This window comes from Enterococcus sp. 2201sp1_2201st1_C11_2201SCRN_220225 (genome assembly GCF_040925905.1).
Lineage (GTDB): Bacteria > Bacillota > Bacilli > Lactobacillales > Enterococcaceae > Enterococcus_C > Enterococcus_C asini_A.
In genome coordinates this window covers 13,214-37,254 of record NZ_JBCOJC010000026.1, presented here as the reverse complement: position 1 = coordinate 37,254, position 24,041 = coordinate 13,214, and the positions used below count along the sequence as shown (strand labels likewise).

The following is a 24,041-nucleotide window of genomic DNA, read 5'->3' as shown; positions in this document are numbered from 1 at the left end:
TCGTTTGGGTCGGCGGTCACAGTATGGACGCTGGCCAGTTGCAAGTTGGGGATATGATGGCTTTCATCACCTATACCATGCAAATTGTTATGGCCTTTATGATGTTATCCATGGTTTCAATTATTTTACCTCGGGCCAATGTTTCCGCAGGACGGGTTAATGAAGTCTTAGAAACGAAACCAACCATCGTGGATCCGGCACAACCAAAAGACGATGTGGACTACCAAGGGCAAGTTCGTTTTGAAGGCGTAAGTTTCCGCTATCCAGATGCTGAGGAAGATGTTTTGCATCATTTGAACTTTACTGCTAAACCAGGGCAAACCACAGCTTTAATCGGTTCGACTGGTTCTGGTAAGTCAACGGTAGTGAATTTGATTCCACGACTCTTTGACGTGACCACTGGCCGAATTACCATTGATGGCGTGGACGTTAGGGAAATGAGTTTGCACAAACTTCACGACTTAATCGGATTTGTTCCTCAAAAAGGCGTGTTGTTCTCTGGAGATATTGAATCCAATATTAAATTTGGGGATGTAGAAGGCATTTCGGATGAACAAATGAAGAAAGCAGCCAACATCGCTCAAGCGGATGAATTTATTGATTCCAATGAACAAGGATACGCTCGACCAATCTCTCAAGGCGGGACTAACGTTTCTGGGGGACAAAAACAACGCTTGTCCATCGCTCGGGCATTGGCAAAGGATCCGAAGATTTTGATTTTGGATGATTCCTTGTCAGCCTTGGATAATAAAACCGATGTAGCATTACGACGGGCTTTGGCAGAACAAGTCGAAGGCATTACCCAAATTATCGTGGCTCAAAAGATTTCGACAATTCTTCATGCGGATAACATCATTGTCTTAAATGAAGGTCGGATTGTAGCCCAAGGAACTCACGATGAATTAATGGCAACATCTACTGTATATCAAGAAATCGCTTCTTCCCAGTTGAGCAATGCCGAATTAGGTTTGGAAGCAGAATAGGAGGCGAAGAAAATGGCAGAAAATAACGAAAAACGCCCTCAACGCGGGGGCATGGGCCACGGTCCTGGTCGTAACATGGGCGCTGGCGAAAAGGCCAAGGACTTCAAAGGTACCATTAAAAAACTAGTCTCCTATATGGCGAATTACAAGATTGCGATTCTGTTTGTCATGATTTTCGCAGCAGCTTCGACAATCTTCAATATCTGGGGACCAAAAATCTTATCCAAAGCCATTACGGAATTATTCAATGGCTTAATTAAAAAATACCAAGGCACCGGGGGCATCGACTTTGACAAAATCGGTCAAACCTTGCTCTTTATGCTAGGTTTGTATCTGGTAGCTTCACTTTTCGGGGTGATGCAAGGTTGGATTATGTCCACTGTGACCCAAAAAGTAACTTACCGCATGCGTAAAGAAATTTCCGAAAAAATCAATCGTATGCCAATGAACTACTTTGAAAGCCGGACTACCGGGGAAGTGCTTTCCCGGATTACCAACGATGTGGATACTTTGGGACAATCATTGAATCAATCCATTACTCAGTTGATTACGTCGACTTTCACTGTTATCGGGGTTATTGTGATGATGCTTTCGATTTCATTACCAATGACCGGAATTTCCGTTTTGATTGTACCGATTTCTTTAGTTTTGATTTTGTTTGTAGTGAAGTTCTCACAAAAACACTTCGCTACGCAACAAAAATACTTAGGGATTATCAACGGTCAAGTAGAGGAAACTGTGGGTGGTTACAACATCGTTCATTTGTTTAACGATGAAGAAAACGCCTTGAATGAGTTTAAAGAACAAAATGAAGTACTCTTCAAATCCGCTTGGAAATCTCAATTTCTATCTGGTTTGATGCAACCGATTATGAACTTTGTCGGCAACTTAGGTTATGTAGCCGTAGCGATTATCGGTGGGATTTTTGCCTACAATGGCAGCATTACCGTAGGGGACATTCAAGCCTTTATCCAATACGTGCGAAACTTAACGAACCCAATCGCTCAATTAGCTCAAGTATCCAATATGCTTCAATCCATGGCAGCAGCTGCTGAACGGGTCTTTGAATTCTTAGGCGAAGAAGAAGAAGATCAAACCGTGGAAAATCCAGTGAAAATTGGCAAAGTGAAGGGCATGGTGGATTTCGATCACGTACACTTTGGCTATACACCGGATAAAATCATTGTGAACGACTTTAGCAGTCATGTGAAACCTGGACAAATGGTGGCCATCGTCGGTCCTACTGGGGCGGGTAAAACCACTATGGTGAAACTCTTAATGCGTTTTTACGATGTAAACAGTGGTGCCATTAAGATTGACGGTTACAATATTAAAGACTTCAATCGAGCTGACCTTCGAGAAAATATCGGCATGGTCTTACAAGATACCTGGTTGTTTAAGGGCACGATTATGGACAACCTTCGTTATGGGAACCTAGAGGCTAGTGATGAAGAAGTTTACGCCGCAGCCAAAGCGGCTCACGTACACCACTTTATCGAAACCTTGCCTGGGGGCTATAATATGGAACTCAATGAAGAGTCCTCCAATATTTCCCAAGGGCAAAAACAATTGTTGACCATTGCCCGGGCAATCTTGGCCGACAAACCAATTTTGATTTTGGATGAAGCTACGTCTTCTGTCGATACCCGTACGGAAGTCTTGATTCAAAATGCCATGAACAACTTAATGGCTGGCCGGACATCCTTTGTGATTGCTCACCGCTTGTCTACGATTAAAGACGCAGACAAGATCTTGTACATGCAAGATGGCGATATCAAAGAACAAGGAACCCATGAAGAACTCTTGGCTCAAGGCGGATTCTACGCGGCGTTGTACAATTCTCAATTTGAAGATTTAGCTGAAGAAGCGTAGAAGCTTTGTTAAAGACCAGTGGAAGAAAGTTTTCCACTGGTCTTTTTGGATCGTTAGACAGGCAGTTCATTCGACTTTTAAAACCTGATTTTTCTGGCAGGTTTATTCCTGAAATAAACGGTGGCCTATGTTATACTGAAACGGTAATCACAAGGGAAAATAACAGGTCTAAATTTTTTTCAGGGCAGCTCTCTAGGGAAAAGTGAGAATAATTCCGTCTTCTTAGAATCTTCACAAATAAATTAAAAATCATTTGTTTGTAGTTTGCCTAGGGATGAAGTAAAATAAATTTAGACTAGAAATGGAAATTGAGGTGTTCAAATATGGGGTATACTGATGAAACGGTGCGTTTTGACTTTGATGACAGCCATAAAAAAGCCGTCAGCGAAACCTTGGCCATCGTCTATCAAGCATTAGAAGAAAAAGGCTACAACCCAATCAATCAAATCGTAGGGTATCTGTTATCCGGTGATCCGGCGTATATACCTCGTTACCGAGATGCGCGAAATTTGATTCGCCGCCATGAGCGAGATGAAATCTTGGAAGTCTTGATTCGGTACTATTTGACAAATCACGGCATTGATTTATCATGAGAATCATGGGTTTAGATGTGGGCTCTCGCACTGTGGGGGTAGCAGTTAGTGATCCCATGGGTTGGACGGCTCAAGGGGTGGAAATCATCCGCATCAATGAAGACGAGGAAAATTTTGGTTTTGACCGCTTAAAAGAATTGGTTGCTGAATATGAAGTGACCCAATTTGTAGTAGGTTTACCTAAAAACATGAACAACACCATTGGCCCCCGGGCGGAAGCTTCCATGCGCTATGGCGATCAGATTACAGAACTCTTTGATCTTCCCGTAGCCTATCAAGATGAACGCTTGACCACGGTTCAGGCAGAACGGATGTTGGTGGAACAAGCCAATACGTCTCGGGCTAAACGAAAAAAAGTTATCGACAAATTAGCAGCTGTCATGATCTTACAGAATTATCTGGATCGCAATAGCAGCAGCATTTAAAAAAAAGGAGCTAGAATCATGACAGAACACAACCATCATGACCACGAGCATGATCACGAAGGACACGAACACATTACATTAGTAGACGATCAAGGAAACGAAACCTTGTACGAAATCCTCTTAACCGTGGACGGACAAGAAGAATTCGGCAAAAATTACGTCTTGCTTTACCCAGCAGGCGTCCCTGAAGAAGAAGACGTGGAATTGCAAGCCTATGCTTACATCGAAAACGAAGACGGCACAGAAGGCGAATTGCAACAAATCGAAACCGAAGCGGAATGGGATATGATCGAAGAAGTCTTTAACACGTTTATGTCTGAGGATGAAGAATAAGCTTTGTATGATAGCTGAACCCTTACTTGATAAGGGTTCAGCTTTTTTTTGTTTTTCCCATCAAGACTACCATCTTTTCATAATTTTACTCTGTCAATTTCCATGACTTTTCCTCGCTGATAATTTTCCATGATATCATTTTAAGATTTTCCAAAGCTCATCCATTTCCTTTCGACTATTTATGCTTCAATTAAGCTCCATCTCGTTAACTAGTCTTATACAAATGGATGAGAGGTAAACGAGATGGCGAAAAAACGAAATAAAAACGCAATGATTGCAATGGCGGTGGCGGCTTTACTGGTGGCTGCATTATCAATTACCATGGTGGTAAAAAATGGCAAGGCGGCAGAAGAAACCCCGGAGGCCGCCTACACTTTGCCTGTAGCTAGCAATGGAGCGGTGACAACATTAGATTATAGCGATTATGATATCGAATCGGTGTCTGATGTGTACGATCCGGATTTGCAAAGTGAGATTTATGAGCAATTGACCGCACTAAAAGAGCAAACAAAAGCCACTGTGGCAGATCCGCTGTTGGTTTCCAATCCTTATTTGACCAATAACAACAGCATTTATGTGAATTTTACGATTACTAAAGAGATAGAAAGTGTCAGCTATCAAGTGAAGACTACGGGAATTCCTGATTTTTCCGAAACCTTGGTTAACAGTGGTATGGCTAAAGATTTTGAATCGCAACTAATCGGTTTGATTGCTGGGCAAGAAAACACTGTCACTATGACTGTTACGTACACCGATGGGACAACGGAAGAGTCTAGTTTTGACTACACACCTGTCACATCCAATAGTGGGCTAGGTACACAACTGGACGTGACGACCTATGACAATGCTACCGAGCTTTCCAATGGGCTTTTTGCCTTAATTGGCGATAGCACGTTAGCCAATCGGGTGATTGCTTTGGTGGATAATGAAGGCTATGTGCGTAATGAGATTCCTTTGGTTAATTATAATTCCATGCGTTTAAGTTTTGACGATGAGGACAATATGGTCTTTGCCATTTCCAATTATTCTCTGGTGAAGATGAATAAGCTAGGCCAAGTCACGGCGAAATACTATGTGAAAGATGACGGCTATATTCTTCATCACGATTACGCTTTGGATGAAGAGGGGAATATCATTGCCTTGGCTACCAGCATTGAAGCCAAAGAAGAAGCGGACTATGTAGAAGATCGGGTGATTAAAATTGATGCCACCACAGGAGCAGTCACTGAAATTGCTGACTTTGCCAAATTATTGCCGGATTTGTATGACAAGGCTACCGGCAAAGTGGTTTCCACAGCGGAAAAAGGTGCCCGGGATATTGTTCACATTAATACGATTCAATACATTAACGACGATGAATTAATTTTGAGCTCCCGGGAAACGTCATCCATTATGAAACTGACGGATGTTTCCACTGATTCTAAGATTGAGACGATTATTTCTGACAGTGATTTTTGGGAAGGAATTGATACCAACGGCGCCACCTTGTTGCAAAAAGACGGGGACTTCACCTCCCAATTTGGGCAACATTCCGTGACCTATGAAGCCGGGGCAGATGACGAACATTACACTTTGTATATGTTTAACAATAATTCAGCCGTCATGGATTCTCGCACGGATTTGGATATGACACCTTACTTAGAGGCAGGTGCCGGGACTACGGATTTGGATTCCACGGAAAACTCTTATTACTATGAGTACGAAGTGGACGAAGAGGCTGGGACGTACAAACTGATGAAAGAATTCGCCGTGCCTTACTCCACTTTTATTTCCAGTGTCCAAAAACTGGGTACGAATTACTTAGTGGACTCTGGACAAGTGGCCACCTTCACGGAGTATGATGAAGAAGGCAATCCTATTGCCACTTACACAACAACCGGAGAGGAGAAGTTCTTGTACCGCGTTTATAAGTATGAGTTTAGTGGTTACTATTTTGAATAGATAAGTGTACCCCTTGTAAACCAATAAATAATTAAAAGAAAAAGCTGAGAAACACCATCAAATAAGATGGGATTTCTCAGCTTTTTTCTATTTTATAAGTCTAAATAAGAAACGACTTCAACTTTATTGGCGACTAACATCTCCCGGGTTTCCGGACGACAAAGCATAGCGCATTCGGCAGTGCGGCGGATATTTAAAGAAGAGTGTTGCAAAATATACTCATCTAAATAGCCAGGATGATAGACAACTAAATCCACCACTTCTGGAGTAGCAGGAGTTGCCAGAAGTTCTTGCAGGCAAGTTTGGGCATCTTTTTCAGGACTGCTGCCAGTGTGCATCAAGACTTGGGTTTGGCCGATGGTAACTTGATCTTCAATGCGTTGTGGCAGTGGAGAATATTTCAGGCCGTGGCGTTTGCCGACGATTTCAAGTCCATGGAAGAGAGTAGGGCTAGGAACCGCATGACCATCTAAGTAATCTGGTTTGCGGCCGGTTAGTTCGATGAAGCGTACTAACTGTGCCTCAGCTTCAATGATGATTTCTTCTAAATTTACAAAATCGCTTTGGGCATTGCGGTAGTCACTAGAAGGTTTAAATTCACCATTGGCTTGCACCAAGCTAGGAATCAGCTTAGGATCTGCTGCAGGTTGGCCGATGCTAATATTAAAGTGGAGCCCTAAAGCAATCTTTTCTTGTTGGACTAATTTGACACCGTGGGCTGCTGCGGTCATGGAAGACATTAAACCGACGCTAGTAATTACGCCATCTTGAATACTTTTCAAGATACCATAATTGACTGCTTCGCTATAGCCTAAGTCGTCGGCTCGCATAAGAATTTTTCGCATGTTTCTCCCTCCAAAATTTTTTATCTTGTTCGATTATTTTTTGTCTTCGTCAAACCCAATGATAAATAGCGCTACAAAGGCCACGACAAAGGCAATTACAGAACCAATAATCGCATGCATGAAGTTATTGGCATCTTTGCCGATAAAACCAGCAAGACCGAAAATATTGGAACCAATTAAATTATACATTTTCACATCCATAAAGCCCATGTAAAGAGCACCACAGAAACCGCCAATTGCTTGGGCGATGAAAGGACGGACGTAAGGTAATGCTACCCCGTAAATCGTAGGTTCAGTAATCCCAGCAATTTCTAATAGGAAGAAACTGGAGAAACCGATGCTGCGATTTTCTGGTTTTTTAGCTTTAATGGCAAAAGCTAAGGCAACACCCGCTAAGGCCATAGAAGCAGAAGTACCTGCGACAAAGACAATTTTGTCATAGCCCACAGAACCTAATGTCGCAAAGACAGCTAGGTTTAATGGGTGATGCATCCCGGTCATGATCAACAAGGCATAAACAGCACCTAGTAAAGCGATACCCCAAGCACCTAAGACGGAATGTAACCAGAAGAAGAACGTACTAATAAAGGAACCTAAAATGACTCCTAAAGGTGCTAACACAACAAGTGACAATGGCAACATAATCAAGACGGTTAAGAAAGGAACCAACATAATTTTCAACATTTCAGGAATCACTTTGTTCCAAAAACGTTCAACATAAGACATAATCCACACGACTAAAATTACTGGAATTACTGAGCTGGAATAGGTCATGGGAGTAATGGGTAACCCAAGAAAATCAAGGGAAGTGCCACTGCTTACCGCTTCAATAAAGCTTGGGTGAATCAAAATCGCCCCTAAAAGCATCCCGATTAAAGGACTCGCTTTAAATTGTTTGGCACTGGTATAGCCTAGAAAGACTGGCAAGAAATAAAATCCTGCATCGCCGGCAAAGGACAAGACCGTGTATAAACCACTCTTATCACTAAGGACCCCTAGCATTCCTGGCCCGAAGATGATGATAATCATCTTCAATAGCCCGGCACAGATAAAGATTGGCAGAACTGGTGTGATACTACCGGTTAAATTGTTTAAAATACTTTGACCAATGGATTTAGGCGTTAGTTTTTCTTTTGGTTTGTCTTCAGGAACATCCACTGCGGCTTGTTCAGAAATACCAGCGATTTTGCAAAGTTCAGTATAGACCTTTCCGACATTTGGCCCGATGATTACTTGGTATTGCCCCCCAGAAAGCTGCGCGCCTAAAACACCATCGATTTTTTTGATCTCATCGGTATTTGGTAAGCTGCTATCTTTTAAATGAAAACGCAAGCGAGTCATACAGTGGAAGACACTGGCAACATTTTCTTTTCCTCCGACGGCATGTAAGACCTCATCGGCGGTTTCGTGAAATTTTTGTTCATCTGTCATTTCATATTCTCCTACTTTCTTTTAAATAAATTTTCTAAAAGGAATAAAATAACTCACTTAGGAAAGCATGAGGCAAAAGAGGGCTTTCATTTCCCAACAAACTAATCCTAAGCAATAAAAAAACCCAGACCTGTGCCTTTGCACCGTTCTGGGTAATGCCTCAAAATTTGAGTAACAATCCATTTGATTTAATTGTCCGCACAGACGCGGTTGATATGCATGATTAAATACAATTTTTCTTCGTCACTGTATTTCCAGTGGTATTCTTTTTCAAAATAAGCGTCGATTTTGTCCACACATTGGGCGACTTTTGGATATTGCAAGCGCACCGTCGCGTAGAGTTCACTGTTATCGCTAAAAATCTGTTGATCTCGAACTTGTCGCTGAATCAAGTGGCGCAAATGAGTGATAAAACGAGAATAATTAAAGCTATCTTTTTTAAAGGTAATCTCAAGCTCGTTTTCAATAATACCGATTACATCTTGAATGATTTTGGTCATCATCAATGTCAAGTGCATATCACTGGTGCGATCTTCGGCATTGATAATATGCAAGGCGATGCTGGTTGCCTCCGAAGCTGGTAAAGAAATACCGATTTTTTTCTTCATCAAGGTCAGGGCGCGTTTGCCAATTGCATACTCTTTGGCGTACATGCTTTCCACATCAAAGGATAAGGGGGCGTAGATTTCCATATTGTTTTTGATTCGTTCGTTGGCAAATTTCAAATGATCCGCTAACGTGATAGGTAAATTGGGATTTAACTCACTGTTCAAAGTTACCCTAGCTAAATCAACGATATCAGTGGCAACCGCCAAAATGTCCTCGGGAATCTCATTGAACATCTCCACATTGTGCTCGGAAATATCGTAATAGGTTCTTTGGACTTGGCTCATGTCGGTTAACGTATAAGGCATTTTAGGAAACCCAATCCCTTTGCCGCAAACCACCATTTCCCGGCCATTGTTGTCAACACCTAATGCGACGTTGTTATTAATTTTACGAATAATTTCCACGGTTTCACCTCACAAAACGAATTGCGTACACAAAAATAGCGCTGTTTCTCCCTTGATGCCATGCAAGTAATGCCTCAAATGAGTAACAACCCTTATTTATCAATCATAAAAGTAATGCCTCGCAAGCGAGTAACAACCTTTCGACGGTATTATACTACATAAATTCTAAAAAGACTATCCTAAAGTATGGGAATAAAAATTAGGGAAGTGACAAGCGTAATTTTTAAGGATGAAAAGACAAGCAACTTCCCCTGTTTTTTAATGGGCGTTGCTTGTCTTTTGTGAGCTCATGTTGGTATTGTTCGGTTCAAAGGTGGGACACAGCTATTGTCCCCCTCCTAAATGTTTAATAAGGACAGCAAATTGTTTTTCCCGCTGGTAAGGCTACCAGTTGCTGGCCAATTTGAACTTCAGTATCTTCCGATGCGGTCAAGAGGATTTCTTTATGATTTACGGTAATTTCAAAATCAATTTGACGCAATGTCATGGAGTAGCGGATTGCTTGCCATTGTGCAGGTAGTTTTGGTGCAAAGTGTAACTTACTGCCACGAATGTCCATACCAGCAAAGGTAGTTAAGGGAATATACAACGTAGCCGCCATTACACCAGCATGGATTCCTTCTGCAGTGGTTCCTCCTTGAATGTCTTGATAATCAGAGGAAAGAGCTTCTTGGTAAAGTTGCCAAGCTAACTCGTTTTCATCCACCATGGCAGCCAATTGGGCATGAACAACTCGAGAAAGGGTAGAACCATGGGAAGTTCGGGCCAAGTAATAGTGTAGATTTTCGGCTACATAGTTTTTCGGTAACTCGTTTTGATAGCCTAAATCAGCTAAAATCTGATTCACTTGGCTTGTGGAAAAGTTATAGTAAATCATTAAGCTATCGGCTTGTTTTGCGACTTTATAGCTGTCGGCTGATTTGCCTTCTGCATTTAAAATCCGGTCTAGACGGTAAATATTGCCGTATTTATTCCGGTAGGCTTCCCAGTCTAAATCTTGTAAGTCAAAGTAGCCATCAAATTGCGCAATAATTCCTTCGTCATTAATTTCTAAGGCCAATTGTTGCCGAATTGCCGCCATAGCAGTTAATTCTGCTGGGGTAATACCCGTTTTTTCTAAAATATCCCTAAAGAAAGTTTCCCCTAATTCTTGTTGCAAACTAGCTATTTCTTCAAAGAGCCAGACGACCATCATGTTGGTATAGGCATTGTCTTTTAAACCGCCTTTTTCGGCATTAGGATAGGCTTCATGAAATTCATCCGGCCCCATAACCCCTGCAATAGAATAACGCTGTTGCTCTTCATCCCAAGCGGCCAAACTTTGCCAGAAGTGGGCGATTTCCATCATCATTTCCAAACCGTATTGGGCCATAAAATCACGGTCTTGGGTGTTGTGCCAGTATTGCCAAACATTATAAGCAATGGCCAAAGAAACATGGCGTTGCAAGCGACTGTGATCTTCTTTCCATTCGCCGCTGATGGGATTTAAGTGGAGTTCTTGAGATTGCTCAGTGCCATCTAACCCGGACTGCCAAGGGAACATTGCCCCTTTCAAGCCTATTTTTTGGGCATCCGCTTTGGCTGCTCCTAGGCGATGATAGCGGTACAAGAGAATTTGACGGGCAGTTTCTGGAAAATGCAAAATGTAAAATGGCAAGATAAACAATTCGTCCCAGAAAATATGACCACGATAGGCTTCTCCATGTAGCCCCCGAGCAGTAACGGAAGCATCGAGATTGTGGTTGCCATTAGGTGAAGCAGCCACCAGCATGTGGTAAGTGTGAAGGTTTAAAAGTTTTTGGCTCATTAAATCTCCGGTTACGGTAATCCCGGCTTTTTTCCATAATGTGCGCCAAACAGCGGTGGAGTCTGCTAATAAGCTGGCAAAATCAGGGAAAGCCAGAGCCGGAGTGGTTTTTAGGGCTTTTTCGATGGCCGCTTGTTCGTTTTGACGAAACTGTTGGACGGAAACGATTTTTTCCAATTCATAACAACTACCTTCAGAAACCGTTACGGTAAAGGATTGGCAAATTTTCGTTTCGCTGTTTTCACAGGTGAGCGTTGCTTGAGCTGAATTTGGAAGGAGCAGCTGTGCCTCTTGGATGACGGTGATTTTAGAATTTTTCGTACGTGCAACTAAGCGAGTGGCAGTGTCTTTTGCCACCGTTTGGAGAATATCCAAATGATTTTTTTCCAAACTGCGGTAACGAGCCACGTTGTAGTTGTAGACTTCACCGTCTGCTTCCGTTACCACTTTAATCTCACCACTAAAATTAAGGGGAGTAAAACGATAACGAATGCCATAAAATTCTCGGCGGGCCATGCTGACCATCTTTTCACTTTCAATCAATAGTTTTTTACCGCTTTTTAGTTCAATTACACTACTGGAAGTAAGCAATCCATTGCGCAAGTTTAAAGAGCGCTTTAGAAATTGCACTTGATTATTGGCAATATCAATGCGTTCGCCATCAAGGATTAAATAAATTTTTTGCAGATTAGGGGCATTGACAAAGTCTTCATTGGCGATGGTTCGATCTTGAATTTTGGAATAGCCAGTATCGTATAGGCTAGCCAAATAAGTAGCGGGATAATTGGCATCGGAAATTTCCATTTCGGGAGTCGTTCCTCGCAATCCTAAAAAGCCATTGCCCACTGTTAATAGTGATTCCACAGAGTATTCGTCTTTGCCGGGACGATAGCCGTAATAATCTAAGTGCCAAGGCAATTCTGTTGCTGCGTCTTCAAAGTCTGCTAGTGTTTTTACCGTAACAAAGGGTTGATTTAGATTTTCAGTTAACCACTGGGACAATTCATAAGTGCCATGAGGTCCTTCTAATAGACAAGGCGCAGTGGCAATGACCACACCCCCAGTAATTGCTTGTTGGGTTAGCCATTGTTTTAAGTCTTTGGCATTTTCTGAAGGCAGGCCGCTAAATAGTTGACTTGTTCCGTCCTTTAGCGCTACTTGCCAAGTTTCGTTTTTGATGCTGATTTTCGCTAGGTTCATCATTGATGCGGAAACAAAAGCGCTGTTTCCTAAACTCCTTTCGGTAAAACAGTATTATGTTACTTGTCTATACAAGCGTGTTGATTATAACCGAGATATTTTGAGATTTCAAACTGTTTTTGAAAAAATAGCTCATCAAAAAACAATCAGAAAATTTTTGGCTTGCTTTTTTGATAGCCTTGTGATTTAGTTATAGTGTTTCTTTGATGATTCTTTGACAGGGGCAAAATTAAGTGTTAAATCCTTTTTTTAAAATTATATTTTCGTTATTTAAATTCTTGTTAATGTGATTTTATGGTCGTGATTTAGAAAACTTTTGCTGCAGTTGAAGGGGTTATGGAAGAAGTAATAATCAGGCAAGTCAAAGGTCTAACGAATTTAATAAATTGTTTTGTAGCAGTTCGTTAGGCAAAATAAGGAGCGGATTACCATGTTTGGCATATTTAAAAAGAAAAAAACAGATATTTTTTCTCCTGTCGCAGGGGAAGTCATTGGGATTGATCAAGTGGCAGACCCAGTATTCAGTCAAAAGATGATGGGAGAAGGCTTTGCGGTGAAGCCAAGTAATGGAGAAATTACGGCGCCAGTCAGTGGGGTTGTGAAGTCGATTTTTCCTACTAAACACGCACTGATTATCGAAACTGATAATAAAGTAGGCCTTTTACTTCATATTGGCATTGATACGGTGGCACTTGAAGGAGCAGGCTTTCAAGCCTTGGTGGAAGCTGGCCAAAAAGTCAGCGCCAAAGAACCTATTTTACAAGTTGATTTAGATCTATTAAAAGAAAAGGGAAAAGACGATGTAGTAATGGTAGTTTTCCCAGAAGAAAAAGATATTCAACTAAACGTAAATCTGGGCAATGCAGATAGCCAGACTGTGGCTGCGGTGTTAGAATAGTTAAAGCTGTTTTTTTAAATTTGTATAATTGTTATTAAAAAGACGTTCTCCTCCTGTTGTATGGAGGGAACGTCTTTTTATAGATTAAGTTATTATGTTTGGCCCTTCTTACTTTAAAAAATTCTGATGATGTTTAGAAAAGACCACTGTAAAGGTGGAGCCTACTTGAGGATGGCTATCCAAAGACAACTGGCCCCCAAGTTTTTTAGTATAGTCTTTTACAATGGCAAGGCCAAGGCCGGTGCCACCTGAATTACGGGCTCGGGCTTTGTCCACGCGGTAGAAGCGTTCAAAAATGCGCTTTTGATCTTCATAATCAATGCCGATACCCTGATCAATGACTTGGATTTCTAGCTGTCTCTCTGGAAGAATAGTCGAGCGCAAAATCACTTGGCTGTTTTCTGGAGAATACTGCAAGGCGTTTTCCACCAGATTTTTCACAATGGGATAGAAGAGTTCTCTTACGGTAGGCCAAGTTGTGGCACCTGTTGTCTCAATCTTCAATGTAATCTTTTTTTCTTGGAGTAAGTGTTGGAAACTTTGCTGCAATTGCTGATAAAGCAGGTCTAAGTCCACGTTTTGCCATTCATAATCCAGGTCATTTTCCGTTTTAGACAGTTGGATGATTTCTTGAATGAGGCGCTGGAGTCGTTGAGCGTCTTTTTGCATGATACCAAGAAATTCTCTAGTGATTTCAGGGTCTGCCATGGCGCCGTCTAGCAAGGTTTCGCTAAAGCCAATCAATGAAGTCACGGGAGTTTTTAGTTCGTGGGAAACGTTGCCTACGAAATCTTTTTGCATTTTTTCCAATTGACGCACCCGGCTCATGTCATAGGAAATCCCTAAAAGTTGCTGCTGTTCCACAAAGAGGTGCAAGTTCAAATCCAGCACCCGTTCATTGGGAATTTTCAAATGAAATTCTTCATGAAGCAGTGGCGTTTCCGGCGTTACTTTATAAATCGCTTGAATCAAGCCAGGATCACCAATGACACTGGCAAGATTTTGCGGTAGTGGTAAGTCTTGGGTTAGCCCCAGTTGTTTTTTCATAGCGGGGTTGATCATCATGAGTTGATGGGTATCGTCCAATAAAAAGACCCCAATCATCAACTCGTCTAATAAGGTGTGGAATTGGGTTTCTGTTGCGGTATAGGCCTGATAAGTTTTGGTTAATTGTTCACTTAGTTGGTTAATGGTTTGGTAGAGTTCTTGCCACTGTGGTGAAGTTTGTAAAATCAATTCCGTTTTGTCCGGTTGAGCGACCATTTTTTTGAGTACCGGCAAGATTTTTTCTATAGGCCGATTTCGTTGCCGGAGAAAATGGAGGACTACGAAAGTAATCAACAGACAAAGCACCGTGTAGACGAGAAAAATCGACCGACGCACTTGTCCTGCCGCCTTTAAAAAGTCGGTAGTGGGCTCAGCAATCCGCAAGACCCCTGTGAGCTGTTGGTCTTTTACAATGGGGACGGCTACGTATAAAAGCTCTTGATTTAAAGTGTCACTGTGGCGCAATGAAGCTCCTAGTTTGCCTCCTTGGAGCACGGTTTTCACTTCCGGACGATCGCTTCTCGTACCAGTTAAATTGTCTTCATGGGTATCCTCCACGATTTTTCCATTGGCGTCTAAAATGGTAATTCGTTCCTCAGAGTGAACCACATACTCATGACTGACGACAGCCAGCTGGTCTAGCGTGTCCTCGGTGGTTAAATTTAACAGTAAATCGGCTTTCTTTTCTAAGTATTCTTGTTGTTGACTGACCACTTGATTGTGGTAAAAGCCAGCGATTAATTGCCACGCTCCAATGAAGATCAGCAAAAGTAGTGCCAACCAACCTAGATAAGTTCCTGTACGTTTTTTCATCCTTTTGGTTCCTGAAATTTATAGCCAAAGCCTCGCATGGTGACTAAGTATTGGGGATTTTTCGGATCGGTTTCGATTTTTTCTCGCAAATGGGAGACATGAACATCCACAATCCGGCTTTGGCCAGCAAAATCATAATGCCAAATCCGATCCAGTAAGGTTTCCCGATCGATTACCCGGTCTTTACGCTTCATAAAGTAAACCAACAGCTCGAATTCTTTCGGGGTTAAAAAGATGGGTTTGCCTGAAACTGTCACTTGAAAATTAGTCGAATCAGCCACGATTTCTCCAATGGTCAATAAGGAATCGTCGGCTAAAGTTGTCGAGGTTTCTTTTGGAATCGATGGATTTCGTGGTTCCAAACGGCGGAATATTGCCTTCATTCGAGCTAGGACTTCTCGGGGACTAAAGGGCTTAGTTAAATAGTCATCGGCACCAATTTCCAATCCTAAAATCCGATCAATGGTATCGTCTTTTGCAGTTAAAAGCAGAATCGGCGTTTCGATTTTTTCTTGTCGTAATTTTTTGGTGATTTCCATACCGTCCAGCCGGGGGAGCATAATGTCTAAAATCAAAAAGTCGAAGTTGCCGCTTAAGGCTAACTCAAAGCCTGTGATCCCGTCAGTGGCACTGGTTACTTGGTAGCCTTCTTTTTCTAAATTAAAGGTTAATAAAGTGACGATAGAGGGCTCGTCGTCCACGATCAATACTTTTTTCATTTTAATCTCCTAAGTTGGGCCAAAAATTTGCCTTTTTTTCACAAGTAGAAACTTGCAACTGGCTTCATTTTAGCATAGAAATCAGCGGGGATACTATTGTGGCTGATAAAAAAATGCTATAATATCAAGTGATTGTTTTGCTTGGAAAGGAAGTGGTCCCATGTTGGGAATCAGTGCTTGTTTAGGTGGCATCTTTTGTCGCTACGATGGTGGCACTCAGACGGTCAATCAATTCTTAACTTGGGTCAATGAAGGCAAGGCGCTATTGATTTGTCCCGAAGTTTTAGGGGGCTTGCCCACTCCCCGCACACCAGCAGAAATTCAAAATGGCGACGGCTTTGACGTATGGCAAAATACGGCAACAGTCCTTACTCAAGATGGTGTGGATGTCACAGAAAATTACAAACAAGGTGCCATGAAAGCCTATGAAGCGATGAAAGAGCTAGGGATTACTTCTGTCATCTTAAAAGAGCGCAGTCCTTCTTGTGGGAGTCAAATGATTTACGATGGAAGTTTTTCCGGCATAAAACAAGCCGGTGTAGGCGTGGCTACTGCTTATTTTATCCAACAAGGTCTTAAGGTTTATTCAGAAGAAAACTGGCAAGAAATGGAGGACCTGTGATGGAAATCGAAAAAACCAATCGCATGAACGCGTTATTTGAATTTTATTCCACGTTGCTTACGGAAAAGCAGATGAACTATATGGAGTTGTATTATGCGGATGATTTTTCATTAGGGGAGATTGCTGAGGAATTTCAGGTGAGTCGCCAGGCGGTCTATGATAATATAAAAAGGACCGAGAAAATCTTGGAAGATTACGAGCGGAAACTCCATCTCTTGTCGGATTATATCGTCAGAGAAGAGGTCTTAGGTGACCTGAGTAAGTATATCAAAGCGTATTATCCAAAAGATGAAGCATTACCCCGTTTTGTGGAACAAATACAAGAAATCGATGAATAGAGAATTGAGGAATGAATGATGGCATTTGAAAGTTTAACAGAACGCTTGCAACAAGCCATGGGCAAGTTGCGAAAAAAAGGCAAAGTCACGGAAGCTGATGTTAAGGAAATGATGCGGGAAATCCGCCTAGCCTTACTGGAAGCCGATGTCAACTTGCAAGTGGTGAAAGAATTTACCAAAAGCGTGCGAGATCGCGCAGTGGGAGCTGAAGTCCTAGAATCTTTATCTCCAGCCCAACAAATCGTCAAAATCGTCAATGAAGAATTGACCAAAACATTAGGGGAAGAAACAGTAGGCATTACCAAGTCACCGAAAATCCCAACGGTCATCATGATGGTCGGTCTGCAAGGGGCCGGGAAAACCACCTTTGCCGGCAAACTGGCTAATTACTTAAAGAAAAATGAAAATGCCCGGCCGCTAATGATCGCAGGCGACGTCTATCGTCCGGCGGCTATTGACCAGTTGAAAGTTTTAGGCCAACAATTAGACGTGCCAGTCTTTGAAATGGGCACTGAAGTTAGTCCGGTGGAAATCGTCCGCCAAGGGATGGAAGTTGCCCGAGAAAAGAAAAACGACTATGTCTTAATCGATACTGCTGGACGATTGCACATTGATGAATTGTTAATGACTGAGTTAAAAGAAATCAAAGCCATTGCCGAGCCTAATGAAATCCTCTTAGTTGTGGATGCCATGACCGGGCAAGATGCGGTAAATGTAGCCGATAGCTTTAATCAACAACTGGGCATTACCGGGGTTGTGATTACCAAATTAGACGGGGATACTCGAGGCGGGGCCGCTTTGTCCATTCGCCAAGTCACCGGAGCACCGATTAAATTTACCGGTACCGGTGAAAAACTGACCGATTTGGAAGTGTTCCATCCAGACCGCATGGCGAGTCGGATTTTGGGCATGGGAGATATGATGACCCTCATCGAAAAAGCCCAAATGGAATACGACGAAAAACAAGCAGAAGACTTAGCCCGCAAGATGAAAGAAAACAGCTTTGACTTTAACGATTTCATCGAGCAAATGGATCAAGTCAATAATATGGGACCCATTGAAGACTTGATTAAGATGATTCCTGGGATGAGCCAAGTTCCTGGAATTGAAAATGTCAAAATTGATCCAAAACAAATGGCTCGCCAAAAAGCGATTGTTTTGTCCATGACTAAAGCAGAACGGGAAAATCCGGAGCTGTTAAATCCAAGCCGTCGCCGCCGCATTGCCGCAGGTTCCGGAAATTCGGTGGTGGAAGTCAATCGCTTCATCAAACAGTTCAAAGAAAGCCAAAAGATGATGCAACAAATGTCCAAAGGTAGTATGCCAGCGGGGATGGATCAGATGTTTGGCACAGGCGTCAAAGGTAAGTTAGGTAAGATGGCCATGAACCGCATGGTGAAAAAGAACAAGAAAAAGAAGAAAAAGCGGAAATAAGCATTAACCTTAATACGAGGAAAAGCAGTAACTCAGGTCTCCAACCCGAATGTTACTGTACGAGAGACGGAAGCAAATAAGGAGAAGGAGTCGCTAGGAAACAACGACTCCTTCTCCTTATTTCATCCCTAAAAATTTCAAAGGCTGTCTAAGCTTGACTTCACCAAGCTAAAACAGCCTAATTCACTTTTTCTCTTTTTCGTACGGTAACTCGGGTTTCCAACCTGAGTTACTCCTTTTACGATAATTATCGGCCTTCTATTTCCATTTTTAACAAAAATTATAAGAATATAATATTTTCTCCTCTAAGCCTCAACTCTGCTCTCAAATCAGTGTGAGATACTTCGGTTTTGTGACTGGTCTATCCTTTGGCTTGCCCTTGAGCATATTTGTGCTAAAATAATGGTGTGGAAATGAAGGCGCTTAATTTGAGGAGTGACAGAAATGAAATTGTGGCGGGGAGTTAATATTTATTGGTCAGTGGTTTTTATTGGATTAGTGGTTTTCGTGAGCCGTTGGGAGTTTTCTGCGGCAGCTAGTCACAGTGAACATATGCCGAAAATGTTAGCTTACGGAATTTTGGGCATTGGTGGAATCTTAATCTTATTTATCCAACTGGCGTGGCGTTATTATTTGGCAGGAAAAGAAAAAGAGCAAGCTCAAAAGAATAGCAAAGCTCCTCACACTGCTCATTAATTTTAAAATTTTAGATTTCTTAGTTGTCAATAAAAAGAGAACATGGTACGCTAGTGACACATTCATACGAAATGAGGGATCATCCATTGAAAAACTAAACCAATTTGTTGAAGCTGCATTCAGACTGAGGACCAAACAAGGAATCAGTGTGCAGATTTTCAGAATTGGCGGAGTTTTCAATGGTGTTAAGCCCATTTGAGGCCTTTTTGGCTATCTCACGCCTTTTCTGAAAAGCAGAAAAGGCGTTTTTTTGTGCGCAATGGCAATTTGCGGACAATACGAGGTGATAAATATGAGCATAATTGAAATTAAAAATCTGACTTTTGGCTATGACAGTCAAGGGCGCAACTTATTTACCGATGCCAATTTGGTTATCGATACGAAATGGAAATTAGGTCTGATTGGCCGCAATGGACGGGGCAAGACGACTTTGATGAAACTATTGCAAGGACAGCTGCCTTTTGCGGGTAAAATTTTCCATCAGCTGCAGTTCACGTATTTCCCCCAACCAGTAACCGATCCTAGCCAGCTGACTTATTATGTCTTACAAGAGCAGGGGGATTTTGAGGACTGGCAGATTCAGCGGGAGTTGAACTTGTTAAAGGTGGACCCGGAGATTTTGTGGCGTCCTTTTGATAGCTTGTCTGGAGGAGAACAGACCAAGGTGCTGTTAGCCTTGCTTTTTGTGGAGGATGCGAACTATCCTTTAATCGATGAACCCACCAATCACTTGGATCTTTTAGGGCGCAAGCAAGTGGCGGATTATTTGCGGAACAAGCGCCAAGGGTTTATTTTAATCAGCCACGATCGCAGTTTTGTAGATGAAGTGGTGGATCATATCCTTTCCATTGAAAAAAGCCAGTTGATTTTGTATCAAGGCAATTTTTCAGTCTATGAAGAACAAAAAAATCTGCGGGATCGCTATGAAGTGGAACAAAACGACAAACTCAAAAAAGAAATCGGTCGCTTAAAACAAACTGCCACGGAAAAAGCAGAATGGTCCAGAGGCCGTGAAAAAGATAAATACGGCAAAGCCAATGTGAAAGGCAGTGGCGCCATTGGGGATACCGGCTTTATCGGTGCTCGGGCGGCTCGGGTCATGAAAAAATCGAAAAATCTCCAACGACGCATGGAAAATCAAATTGCGGAAAAAGAAGAACTCTTACAAGATATGGAATACATCGATCCTTTGAAAATCAATTACCAACCAAGTCACCATAAATTGCTTTTGAAAGTTACGGACTTGGTATTGTCCTTTAATGGCAAACCATTGTTTCAACCGCTATCATTTGAAATCCACCAAGGCCAGCGCATCGCCATTGCCGGGGCCAATGGAGCGGGGAAATCCTCAATTATCCGTTTTTTACAAGGACAATTTACTGGGGATGCCACTGGCGAGATTTTGCGACCTCATCATATCGCCATTAGTTACGTGCGCCAAAATTATGAAGACAATCGAGGGACTTTGACTGAATTTGCGGAAAGCCACAGCTTAAATTATCAAGATTTGCTAAATAATTTAAAAAAATTAGGCTTTGAGCGCGCCGTTTTCCAAAATCCCATCGAAGCAATGAGCATGGGCCAACGAAAACGAGTGGAACTGGCCAAATCACTGGCTACCCCTGGCGAACTCTACATTTGGGATGAACCTTTGAACTATGTAGATGTCTTTAACCAAGAACAATTAGAAACGATGATTTTAGCTGCACAGCCCACGATGCTGATTGTAGAACATGATAAGACATTTTTAGAAAAAGTGGCCACTCAGGTGATTACACTAGAAACCCCGGAATAATGGAGGACAAAATGATTTTAGAGACAAAACGACTGCGCCTAAGAGAGTGGCAAGCAGGAGAAGAAAATGAATTGGCCCGATTTTTAGCAGACCAGCGGGTAATGTATGCCTATGAAGGTGCCTTTAATCAAGCAGAATTGGCCCACTGGTTGCAGTGGAATTTAGCTTCCTACAAAGAAAATGGGTTTGGCTTGTGGGCACTAGAAGAGAAAGCTTCCGGTAAAATCATAGGCGAATGTGGCTTGACTCGCCAAGTGGTGGAAGGAATTGAACTCCTAGAAATCGGCTATCATCTGATTTATGATGCGTGGCACAAAGGATATGCACAAGAAGCCGTCCAAGCCGTGCGGGATTACGCTTTTACAACATTGGCAGCGCCGAAAGTCTATTCTATGGTTCGGGATACGAATCTTCCTTCCATGAATGTTGCTATCAGAAACGGTATGACCATTGAGAAACGATTTATCAAAGAATATCGAGGAATAAAAATGCCTCATTATCTTTTTGGGATTTCAAATAAGTAAAGTCGTTAGCGGTCTCAAATAGTTTTTAGAAAAAAGGACTTATAAAATTTAGAGCTGTAAGAATGTTGAATTACTAACAGTCTTACAGCTTTTCATATTGTTAAAAGCTCGGCAAAAATGAGTTATGAAACCGAATATCCTTTACGCTATTTTCTTTGTGATTTATAGGATATATTCTTTCTTGATTTTAGCTACTTATGAGAAAATAAACAAGCGATAGCCTGGGGATTCGGGAAAGTTTCCTTTGGTCTAGTCAAAGGATGGATAAAAATGAAAAGGGAGGATAATCATGACGAAAAAACGTTGCGTGTGGGCAACTCAAAATTCCAAAATGATGCAATATCATGATGAAATTTGGGGTGTGCCACTTTATGATGATCAAGAGCTTTTTGCAAAATTAATGTTGGATATCAATCAAGCTGGCTTAAGTTGGCAGACGATAGTAAATAAATGGGAGAATTTCCACCAAGCCTATGATCATTTTGAAATTGCTAAAGTAGCAGGCTATTCCTCAGAAAAAATTGAAAGCTTAGTACAAGACTCGGGAATTATCCGTAATCGGCAGAAAATTAATGCTGCGGTGAATAACGCCCAACAAGTATTGAAAGTTCAAGAAGAGTGGGGGAGTTTTGCCAACTATTTGTGGTCTTTTGTAGAGGGTAAACCTGTAGTCAATCATTGGCAAAGTGAAGCGGAAGTGCCGGCAACTAGTCCATTATCAGATCGCTTAGCAAAAGATTTGAAACGTCGAGGGTTTCACTTTATCGGCTCCACTACGATTTATGCTTTTTTACAAGCAGTAGGGATAGTTAATGATCATCTGGTAACTTGTTTTCGCCATGGAGAATTGCTGGAAGAAACGTCAAAGAAGAGCCTAGGATCGTAATCCTAGGCTCTTAAAGTGCTGTTTTATAATTAAGCGGTCAGTTTAGTAAAGAATTCAATATATTTTTCAATAATCATCTTGAAGAAATCTAGCGTTCCTTCTTTTACATTCCCATCTTCATCTATTAAGTTGGCAATGCCACCGATATAGGCTTCTGGTTGTTGCAAAGTAGGCATATTCAAGAAGACTAAGGATTGGCGTAAGTGATGGTTGGCGCCAAAACCTGAAATAGCACCAGGAGATACAGAAACCACTAAAGCTGGTTTATTATCCCAGACGCTGTGGCCATAAGGACGAGAACCGACATCTAAAGCATTTTTTAAGGCCGCTGGAACGGAACGATTGTATTCTGGCGTGAAGAAGAAAATCCCGTCTAAAGGCATTACTTGATCCCGGAACGCTTGCCATTCTACCGGCACATTGTTTTCTGAATCCAAGTCTTCATTATACAATGGCAAATTGCCAATTTCCAAAAAGACTGCTTCAAAGTCTTCTGGTAAAAGATCAGCGAAGACTTTTGCCACTTTTTTGTTATAAGAGGCGGTGCGCAAACTACCTACAATAAAACCAATTTTCTTTGTCATGAACGATTCCTCCTTGAAATAATGTAGATGAGCATTAAGCTTACTTACTAATTGTAACTATCTTTGGCAGAAAAGACAAAGAAAAGGACTTTCTGCTAAACTACTATCCTTAAAAGTGGGGGTAGACTAGGAATTGCCAAGGAATTTAAGCTGTAAAGAAAAAACTCTTTACACCATCTAAAAAAACTGTTAAACTAGCTTCTGTGAGAAAATATATGGAGGTGTAAATAATGGCAGTAAAAATCCGTTTGAAACGTATGGGTTCTAAAAAGAAACCTTTCTACCGTATCGTAGTTGCTGATTCTCGTTCTCCTCGTGATGGACGTTTTATCGAAACAGTTGGGACTTACAATCCTTTAACTAACCCTGCGGAAGTTTCTATCAAAGAAGATTTAGTTTTGGATTGGTTATCTAAAGGTGCGCAACCTTCTGATACCGTTCGTAACATCCTTTCTAAAGAAGGCGTTATGAAGAAACATCACGAAGCAAAATTTTCGAAATAAGGTGACTGACTATGACTGATTTACGAGATTTAGTCTTAACAATCGTCCGTCCTTTAGTCACTCAGCCAGATGCAGTCAAGCTTGATATCGTAGAGTCTGCTGACTTTTTCGAATACAACTTAACTGTGGCTCCCGAAGATATTGGTCGGGTCATCGGCAAACAAGGTCGGGTGGCGAAAGCTATTCGCACCATCGTTTACGGTGTTCGCACGGAAGGGCCTAAAAAGGTTCGCCTGAATATCTTGGACAATAAGTAATCCTAAAACCGTTTAAGCATTTGCTTGAACGGTTTTTTGTGTGGTCAATCTCATCCATATTAGCTTCAAAGCAAATTTTTTTCTATTTTTATCAATCTGTCCTATGCTAAATACAAGAAGGTGAAGACATGATTCAATTAAAACGTGTGTATGAGCAATCTGAAGAGACAGATGGTTTTCGAATTTTAGTGGATCGGATTTGGCCCAGAGGAATTTCTAAAGAACGGGCTTCTTTAGACTTGTGGTTAAAAGAGATTGGGCCAACAAAAGAGTTGCGTCAATCATTTCACTCCGGACAAATCGATTTTGCCAGTTTTCGCAAACAGTATTTGCTTGAACTTGCCACAGAGCCGCAAAAAGAAGCTTTAAACCAATTAGCGGCCATTATCAAAAAAGAACCAGTAGTGACCTTGGTTTTTGCCGCTAAGAATTCCCAAGAAAATCAAGCTGTGGTTTTAAAAGAAGTTTTGAGTAAGTAAATA

Annotated in this window: 24 protein-coding genes; 17 read left to right on the top strand and 7 right to left on the bottom strand. The window is 41.7% G+C overall.

The genetic code is table 11. The features are described from left to right. The 6 genes from AB5754_RS08370 to AB5754_RS08345 all read left to right on the top strand — a co-directional run. On the top strand, positions 1-983 hold a 983-nt coding region (locus AB5754_RS08370), incomplete at its 5' end, for an ABC transporter ATP-binding protein (protein ID WP_368259544.1). 12 nt (positions 984-995) lie between these two features. Then, entirely contained in the window at positions 996-2,855 is a 1,860-nt protein-coding gene (locus AB5754_RS08365) for an ABC transporter ATP-binding protein (protein ID WP_368251318.1), read from the top strand. Positions 2,856-3,178: 323 nt separating this feature from the next. Next, a complete protein-coding gene (locus AB5754_RS08360) occupies positions 3,179-3,448 on the top strand; it encodes an IreB family regulatory phosphoprotein (RefSeq protein WP_010754233.1) in 270 nt (89 codons plus the stop codon). Next, entirely contained in the window at positions 3,445-3,873 is a 429-nt protein-coding gene (gene ruvX / locus AB5754_RS08355; RefSeq protein ID WP_311833024.1) for a Holliday junction resolvase RuvX, read from the top strand. The genes AB5754_RS08360 and ruvX overlap by 4 nt, the downstream gene beginning before the upstream one ends. 18 nt (positions 3,874-3,891) lie before the next feature. Then, positions 3,892-4,206: a DUF1292 domain-containing protein gene (locus AB5754_RS08350; protein ID WP_311833025.1), complete on the top strand. Its 315-nt coding sequence runs from the start codon at positions 3,892-3,894 to the stop codon at positions 4,204-4,206. A 243-nt stretch (positions 4,207-4,449) separates the two neighbouring features. Continuing rightward, complete coding sequence (locus AB5754_RS08345; RefSeq protein WP_368251317.1) at positions 4,450-6,147, top strand: aryl-sulfate sulfotransferase; 1,698 nt, start codon at positions 4,450-4,452, stop codon at positions 6,145-6,147. Positions 6,148-6,239: 92 nt separating this feature from the next. On the opposite strand, the gene AB5754_RS08340 is transcribed toward AB5754_RS08345, so the two are convergent. From AB5754_RS08340 to AB5754_RS08325, 4 genes are all read right to left on the bottom strand, one after another. After that, the gene (locus AB5754_RS08340; protein WP_368251316.1) at positions 6,240-6,992 is read right to left on the bottom strand and encodes a ChbG/HpnK family deacetylase; all 753 of its coding nucleotides are present in this window, start codon (positions 6,990-6,992) and stop codon (positions 6,240-6,242) included. Between the two features lie 33 nt (positions 6,993-7,025). Next, the gene (locus AB5754_RS08335) at positions 7,026-8,423 is read right to left on the bottom strand and encodes a PTS transporter subunit EIIC (RefSeq protein WP_311833028.1); all 1,398 of its coding nucleotides are present in this window, start codon (positions 8,421-8,423) and stop codon (positions 7,026-7,028) included. Between the two features lie 188 nt (positions 8,424-8,611). Further along, the gene (locus AB5754_RS08330; protein ID WP_368251315.1) at positions 8,612-9,436 is read right to left on the bottom strand and encodes a PRD domain-containing protein; all 825 of its coding nucleotides are present in this window, start codon (positions 9,434-9,436) and stop codon (positions 8,612-8,614) included. Positions 9,437-9,782: 346 nt separating this feature from the next. Beyond that, complete coding sequence (locus AB5754_RS08325; protein WP_368251347.1) at positions 9,783-12,443, bottom strand: glycoside hydrolase family 65 protein; 2,661 nt, start codon at positions 12,441-12,443, stop codon at positions 9,783-9,785. 430 nt (positions 12,444-12,873) lie between these two features. On the opposite strand from AB5754_RS08325, the gene AB5754_RS08320 reads away from it, so the two are divergent. Continuing rightward, positions 12,874-13,341, top strand: a complete 468-nt coding sequence (locus tag AB5754_RS08320) for a PTS glucose transporter subunit IIA (protein ID WP_368251314.1) — start codon at positions 12,874-12,876, stop codon at positions 13,339-13,341. 108 nt (positions 13,342-13,449) lie between these two features. Here the strand turns inward: AB5754_RS08320 and AB5754_RS08315 are convergent, their stop codons facing one another. Then, positions 13,450-15,201 carry an ATP-binding protein gene (locus AB5754_RS08315; protein ID WP_368251313.1) on the bottom strand — a complete coding sequence of 584 codons (1,752 nt, stop codon included), beginning with the start codon at positions 15,199-15,201 and terminating at the stop codon, positions 13,450-13,452. Further along, a complete protein-coding gene (locus tag AB5754_RS08310; protein ID WP_311833032.1) occupies positions 15,198-15,920 on the bottom strand; it encodes a response regulator transcription factor in 723 nt (240 codons plus the stop codon). The genes AB5754_RS08315 and AB5754_RS08310 overlap by 4 nt, the downstream gene beginning before the upstream one ends. A gap of 160 nt (positions 15,921-16,080) precedes the next feature. Here AB5754_RS08310 and AB5754_RS08305 point away from each other — a divergent pair, with 160 nt between their 5' ends. The 7 genes from AB5754_RS08305 (at position 16,081) to AB5754_RS08275 (ending at position 22,215) form a co-directional block, all read left to right on the top strand. Next, a complete protein-coding gene (locus AB5754_RS08305) occupies positions 16,081-16,542 on the top strand; it encodes a DUF523 domain-containing protein (protein WP_368251312.1) in 462 nt (153 codons plus the stop codon). Beyond that, positions 16,542-16,880 carry a putative DNA-binding protein gene (locus AB5754_RS08300; protein WP_311833034.1) on the top strand — a complete coding sequence of 113 codons (339 nt, stop codon included), beginning with the start codon at positions 16,542-16,544 and terminating at the stop codon, positions 16,878-16,880. Before AB5754_RS08305 ends, AB5754_RS08300 begins: the two co-directional genes overlap by 1 nt. 18 nt (positions 16,881-16,898) lie before the next feature. Beyond that, positions 16,899-18,314, top strand: coding sequence for a signal recognition particle protein (ffh, locus tag AB5754_RS08295; RefSeq protein ID WP_311833035.1), 1,416 nt, complete (start codon positions 16,899-16,901; stop codon positions 18,312-18,314). A gap of 444 nt (positions 18,315-18,758) precedes the next feature. Beyond that, positions 18,759-19,010, top strand: a complete 252-nt coding sequence (locus AB5754_RS08290; protein ID WP_368251311.1) for a DUF3923 family protein — start codon at positions 18,759-18,761, stop codon at positions 19,008-19,010. Positions 19,011-19,302: 292 nt separating this feature from the next. Beyond that, positions 19,303-20,805: an Lsa family ABC-F type ribosomal protection protein gene (locus AB5754_RS08285; RefSeq protein ID WP_368251310.1), complete on the top strand. Its 1,503-nt coding sequence runs from the start codon at positions 19,303-19,305 to the stop codon at positions 20,803-20,805. Continuing rightward, on the top strand, positions 20,805-21,329 hold the full coding sequence (locus AB5754_RS08280; protein WP_368251309.1) for a GNAT family N-acetyltransferase: 525 nt from the start codon (positions 20,805-20,807) through the stop codon (positions 21,327-21,329). Before AB5754_RS08285 ends, AB5754_RS08280 begins: the two co-directional genes overlap by 1 nt. A 289-nt stretch (positions 21,330-21,618) precedes the next feature. Further along, the gene (locus AB5754_RS08275; RefSeq protein WP_368251308.1) at positions 21,619-22,215 is read left to right on the top strand and encodes a DNA-3-methyladenine glycosylase I; all 597 of its coding nucleotides are present in this window, start codon (positions 21,619-21,621) and stop codon (positions 22,213-22,215) included. Between the two features lie 29 nt (positions 22,216-22,244). Here the strand turns inward: AB5754_RS08275 and AB5754_RS08270 are convergent, their stop codons facing one another. Further along, positions 22,245-22,799, bottom strand: a complete 555-nt coding sequence (locus AB5754_RS08270; protein ID WP_368251307.1) for an NADPH-dependent FMN reductase — start codon at positions 22,797-22,799, stop codon at positions 22,245-22,247. A gap of 230 nt (positions 22,800-23,029) precedes the next feature. Between AB5754_RS08270 and rpsP the strand changes: the two genes are divergently transcribed. The 3 genes from rpsP to AB5754_RS08255 all read left to right on the top strand — a co-directional run bounded on the left by rpsP (position 23,030) and on the right by AB5754_RS08255 (position 24,038). Further along, entirely contained in the window at positions 23,030-23,302 is a 273-nt protein-coding gene (gene rpsP / locus AB5754_RS08265; RefSeq protein ID WP_010754202.1) for a 30S ribosomal protein S16, read from the top strand. An 11-nt stretch (positions 23,303-23,313) separates the two neighbouring features. Then, positions 23,314-23,559, top strand: coding sequence for a KH domain-containing protein (locus tag AB5754_RS08260; RefSeq protein WP_311833049.1), 246 nt, complete (start codon positions 23,314-23,316; stop codon positions 23,557-23,559). Between the two features lie 128 nt (positions 23,560-23,687). Continuing rightward, entirely contained in the window at positions 23,688-24,038 is a 351-nt protein-coding gene (locus AB5754_RS08255; RefSeq protein WP_368251306.1) for a DUF488 domain-containing protein, read from the top strand. The last annotated feature ends 3 nt before the right edge of the window (positions 24,039-24,041 follow it).

What these genes read in the sequence shown, in the direction of transcription:
- AB5754_RS08365 (WP_368251318.1), top strand. Translation starts at nt 996, where the DNA reads ATGGCAGAAAATAACGAAAAACGCCCTCAACGCGGGGGCATGGGCCAC.
- AB5754_RS08360 (WP_010754233.1), top strand. Translation starts at nt 3,179, where the DNA reads ATGGGGTATACTGATGAAACGGTGCGTTTTGACTTTGATGACAGCCAT.
- ruvX (WP_311833024.1), top strand. Translation starts at nt 3,445, where the DNA reads ATGAGAATCATGGGTTTAGATGTGGGCTCTCGCACTGTGGGGGTAGCA.
- AB5754_RS08350 (WP_311833025.1), top strand. Translation starts at nt 3,892, where the DNA reads ATGACAGAACACAACCATCATGACCACGAGCATGATCACGAAGGACAC.
- AB5754_RS08345 (WP_368251317.1), top strand. Translation starts at nt 4,450, where the DNA reads ATGGCGAAAAAACGAAATAAAAACGCAATGATTGCAATGGCGGTGGCG.
- AB5754_RS08340 (WP_368251316.1), bottom strand. Translation starts at nt 6,992, where the DNA reads ATGCGAAAAATTCTTATGCGAGCCGACGACTTAGGCTATAGCGAAGCA.
- AB5754_RS08335 (WP_311833028.1), bottom strand. Translation starts at nt 8,423, where the DNA reads ATGACAGATGAACAAAAATTTCACGAAACCGCCGATGAGGTCTTACAT.
- AB5754_RS08325 (WP_368251347.1), bottom strand. Translation starts at nt 12,443, where the DNA reads ATGAACCTAGCGAAAATCAGCATCAAAAACGAAACTTGGCAAGTAGCG.
- AB5754_RS08320 (WP_368251314.1), top strand. Translation starts at nt 12,874, where the DNA reads ATGTTTGGCATATTTAAAAAGAAAAAAACAGATATTTTTTCTCCTGTC.
- AB5754_RS08315 (WP_368251313.1), bottom strand. Translation starts at nt 15,201, where the DNA reads ATGAAAAAACGTACAGGAACTTATCTAGGTTGGTTGGCACTACTTTTG.
- AB5754_RS08310 (WP_311833032.1), bottom strand. Translation starts at nt 15,920, where the DNA reads ATGAAAAAAGTATTGATCGTGGACGACGAGCCCTCTATCGTCACTTTA.
- AB5754_RS08305 (WP_368251312.1), top strand. Translation starts at nt 16,081, where the DNA reads ATGTTGGGAATCAGTGCTTGTTTAGGTGGCATCTTTTGTCGCTACGAT.
- AB5754_RS08300 (WP_311833034.1), top strand. Translation starts at nt 16,542, where the DNA reads ATGGAAATCGAAAAAACCAATCGCATGAACGCGTTATTTGAATTTTAT.
- ffh (WP_311833035.1), top strand. Translation starts at nt 16,899, where the DNA reads ATGGCATTTGAAAGTTTAACAGAACGCTTGCAACAAGCCATGGGCAAG.
- AB5754_RS08290 (WP_368251311.1), top strand. Translation starts at nt 18,759, where the DNA reads ATGAAATTGTGGCGGGGAGTTAATATTTATTGGTCAGTGGTTTTTATT.
- AB5754_RS08285 (WP_368251310.1), top strand. Translation starts at nt 19,303, where the DNA reads ATGAGCATAATTGAAATTAAAAATCTGACTTTTGGCTATGACAGTCAA.
- AB5754_RS08280 (WP_368251309.1), top strand. Translation starts at nt 20,805, where the DNA reads ATGGAGGACAAAATGATTTTAGAGACAAAACGACTGCGCCTAAGAGAG.
- AB5754_RS08275 (WP_368251308.1), top strand. Translation starts at nt 21,619, where the DNA reads ATGACGAAAAAACGTTGCGTGTGGGCAACTCAAAATTCCAAAATGATG.
- AB5754_RS08270 (WP_368251307.1), bottom strand. Translation starts at nt 22,799, where the DNA reads ATGACAAAGAAAATTGGTTTTATTGTAGGTAGTTTGCGCACCGCCTCT.
- rpsP (WP_010754202.1), top strand. Translation starts at nt 23,030, where the DNA reads ATGGCAGTAAAAATCCGTTTGAAACGTATGGGTTCTAAAAAGAAACCT.
- AB5754_RS08260 (WP_311833049.1), top strand. Translation starts at nt 23,314, where the DNA reads ATGACTGATTTACGAGATTTAGTCTTAACAATCGTCCGTCCTTTAGTC.
- AB5754_RS08255 (WP_368251306.1), top strand. Translation starts at nt 23,688, where the DNA reads ATGATTCAATTAAAACGTGTGTATGAGCAATCTGAAGAGACAGATGGT.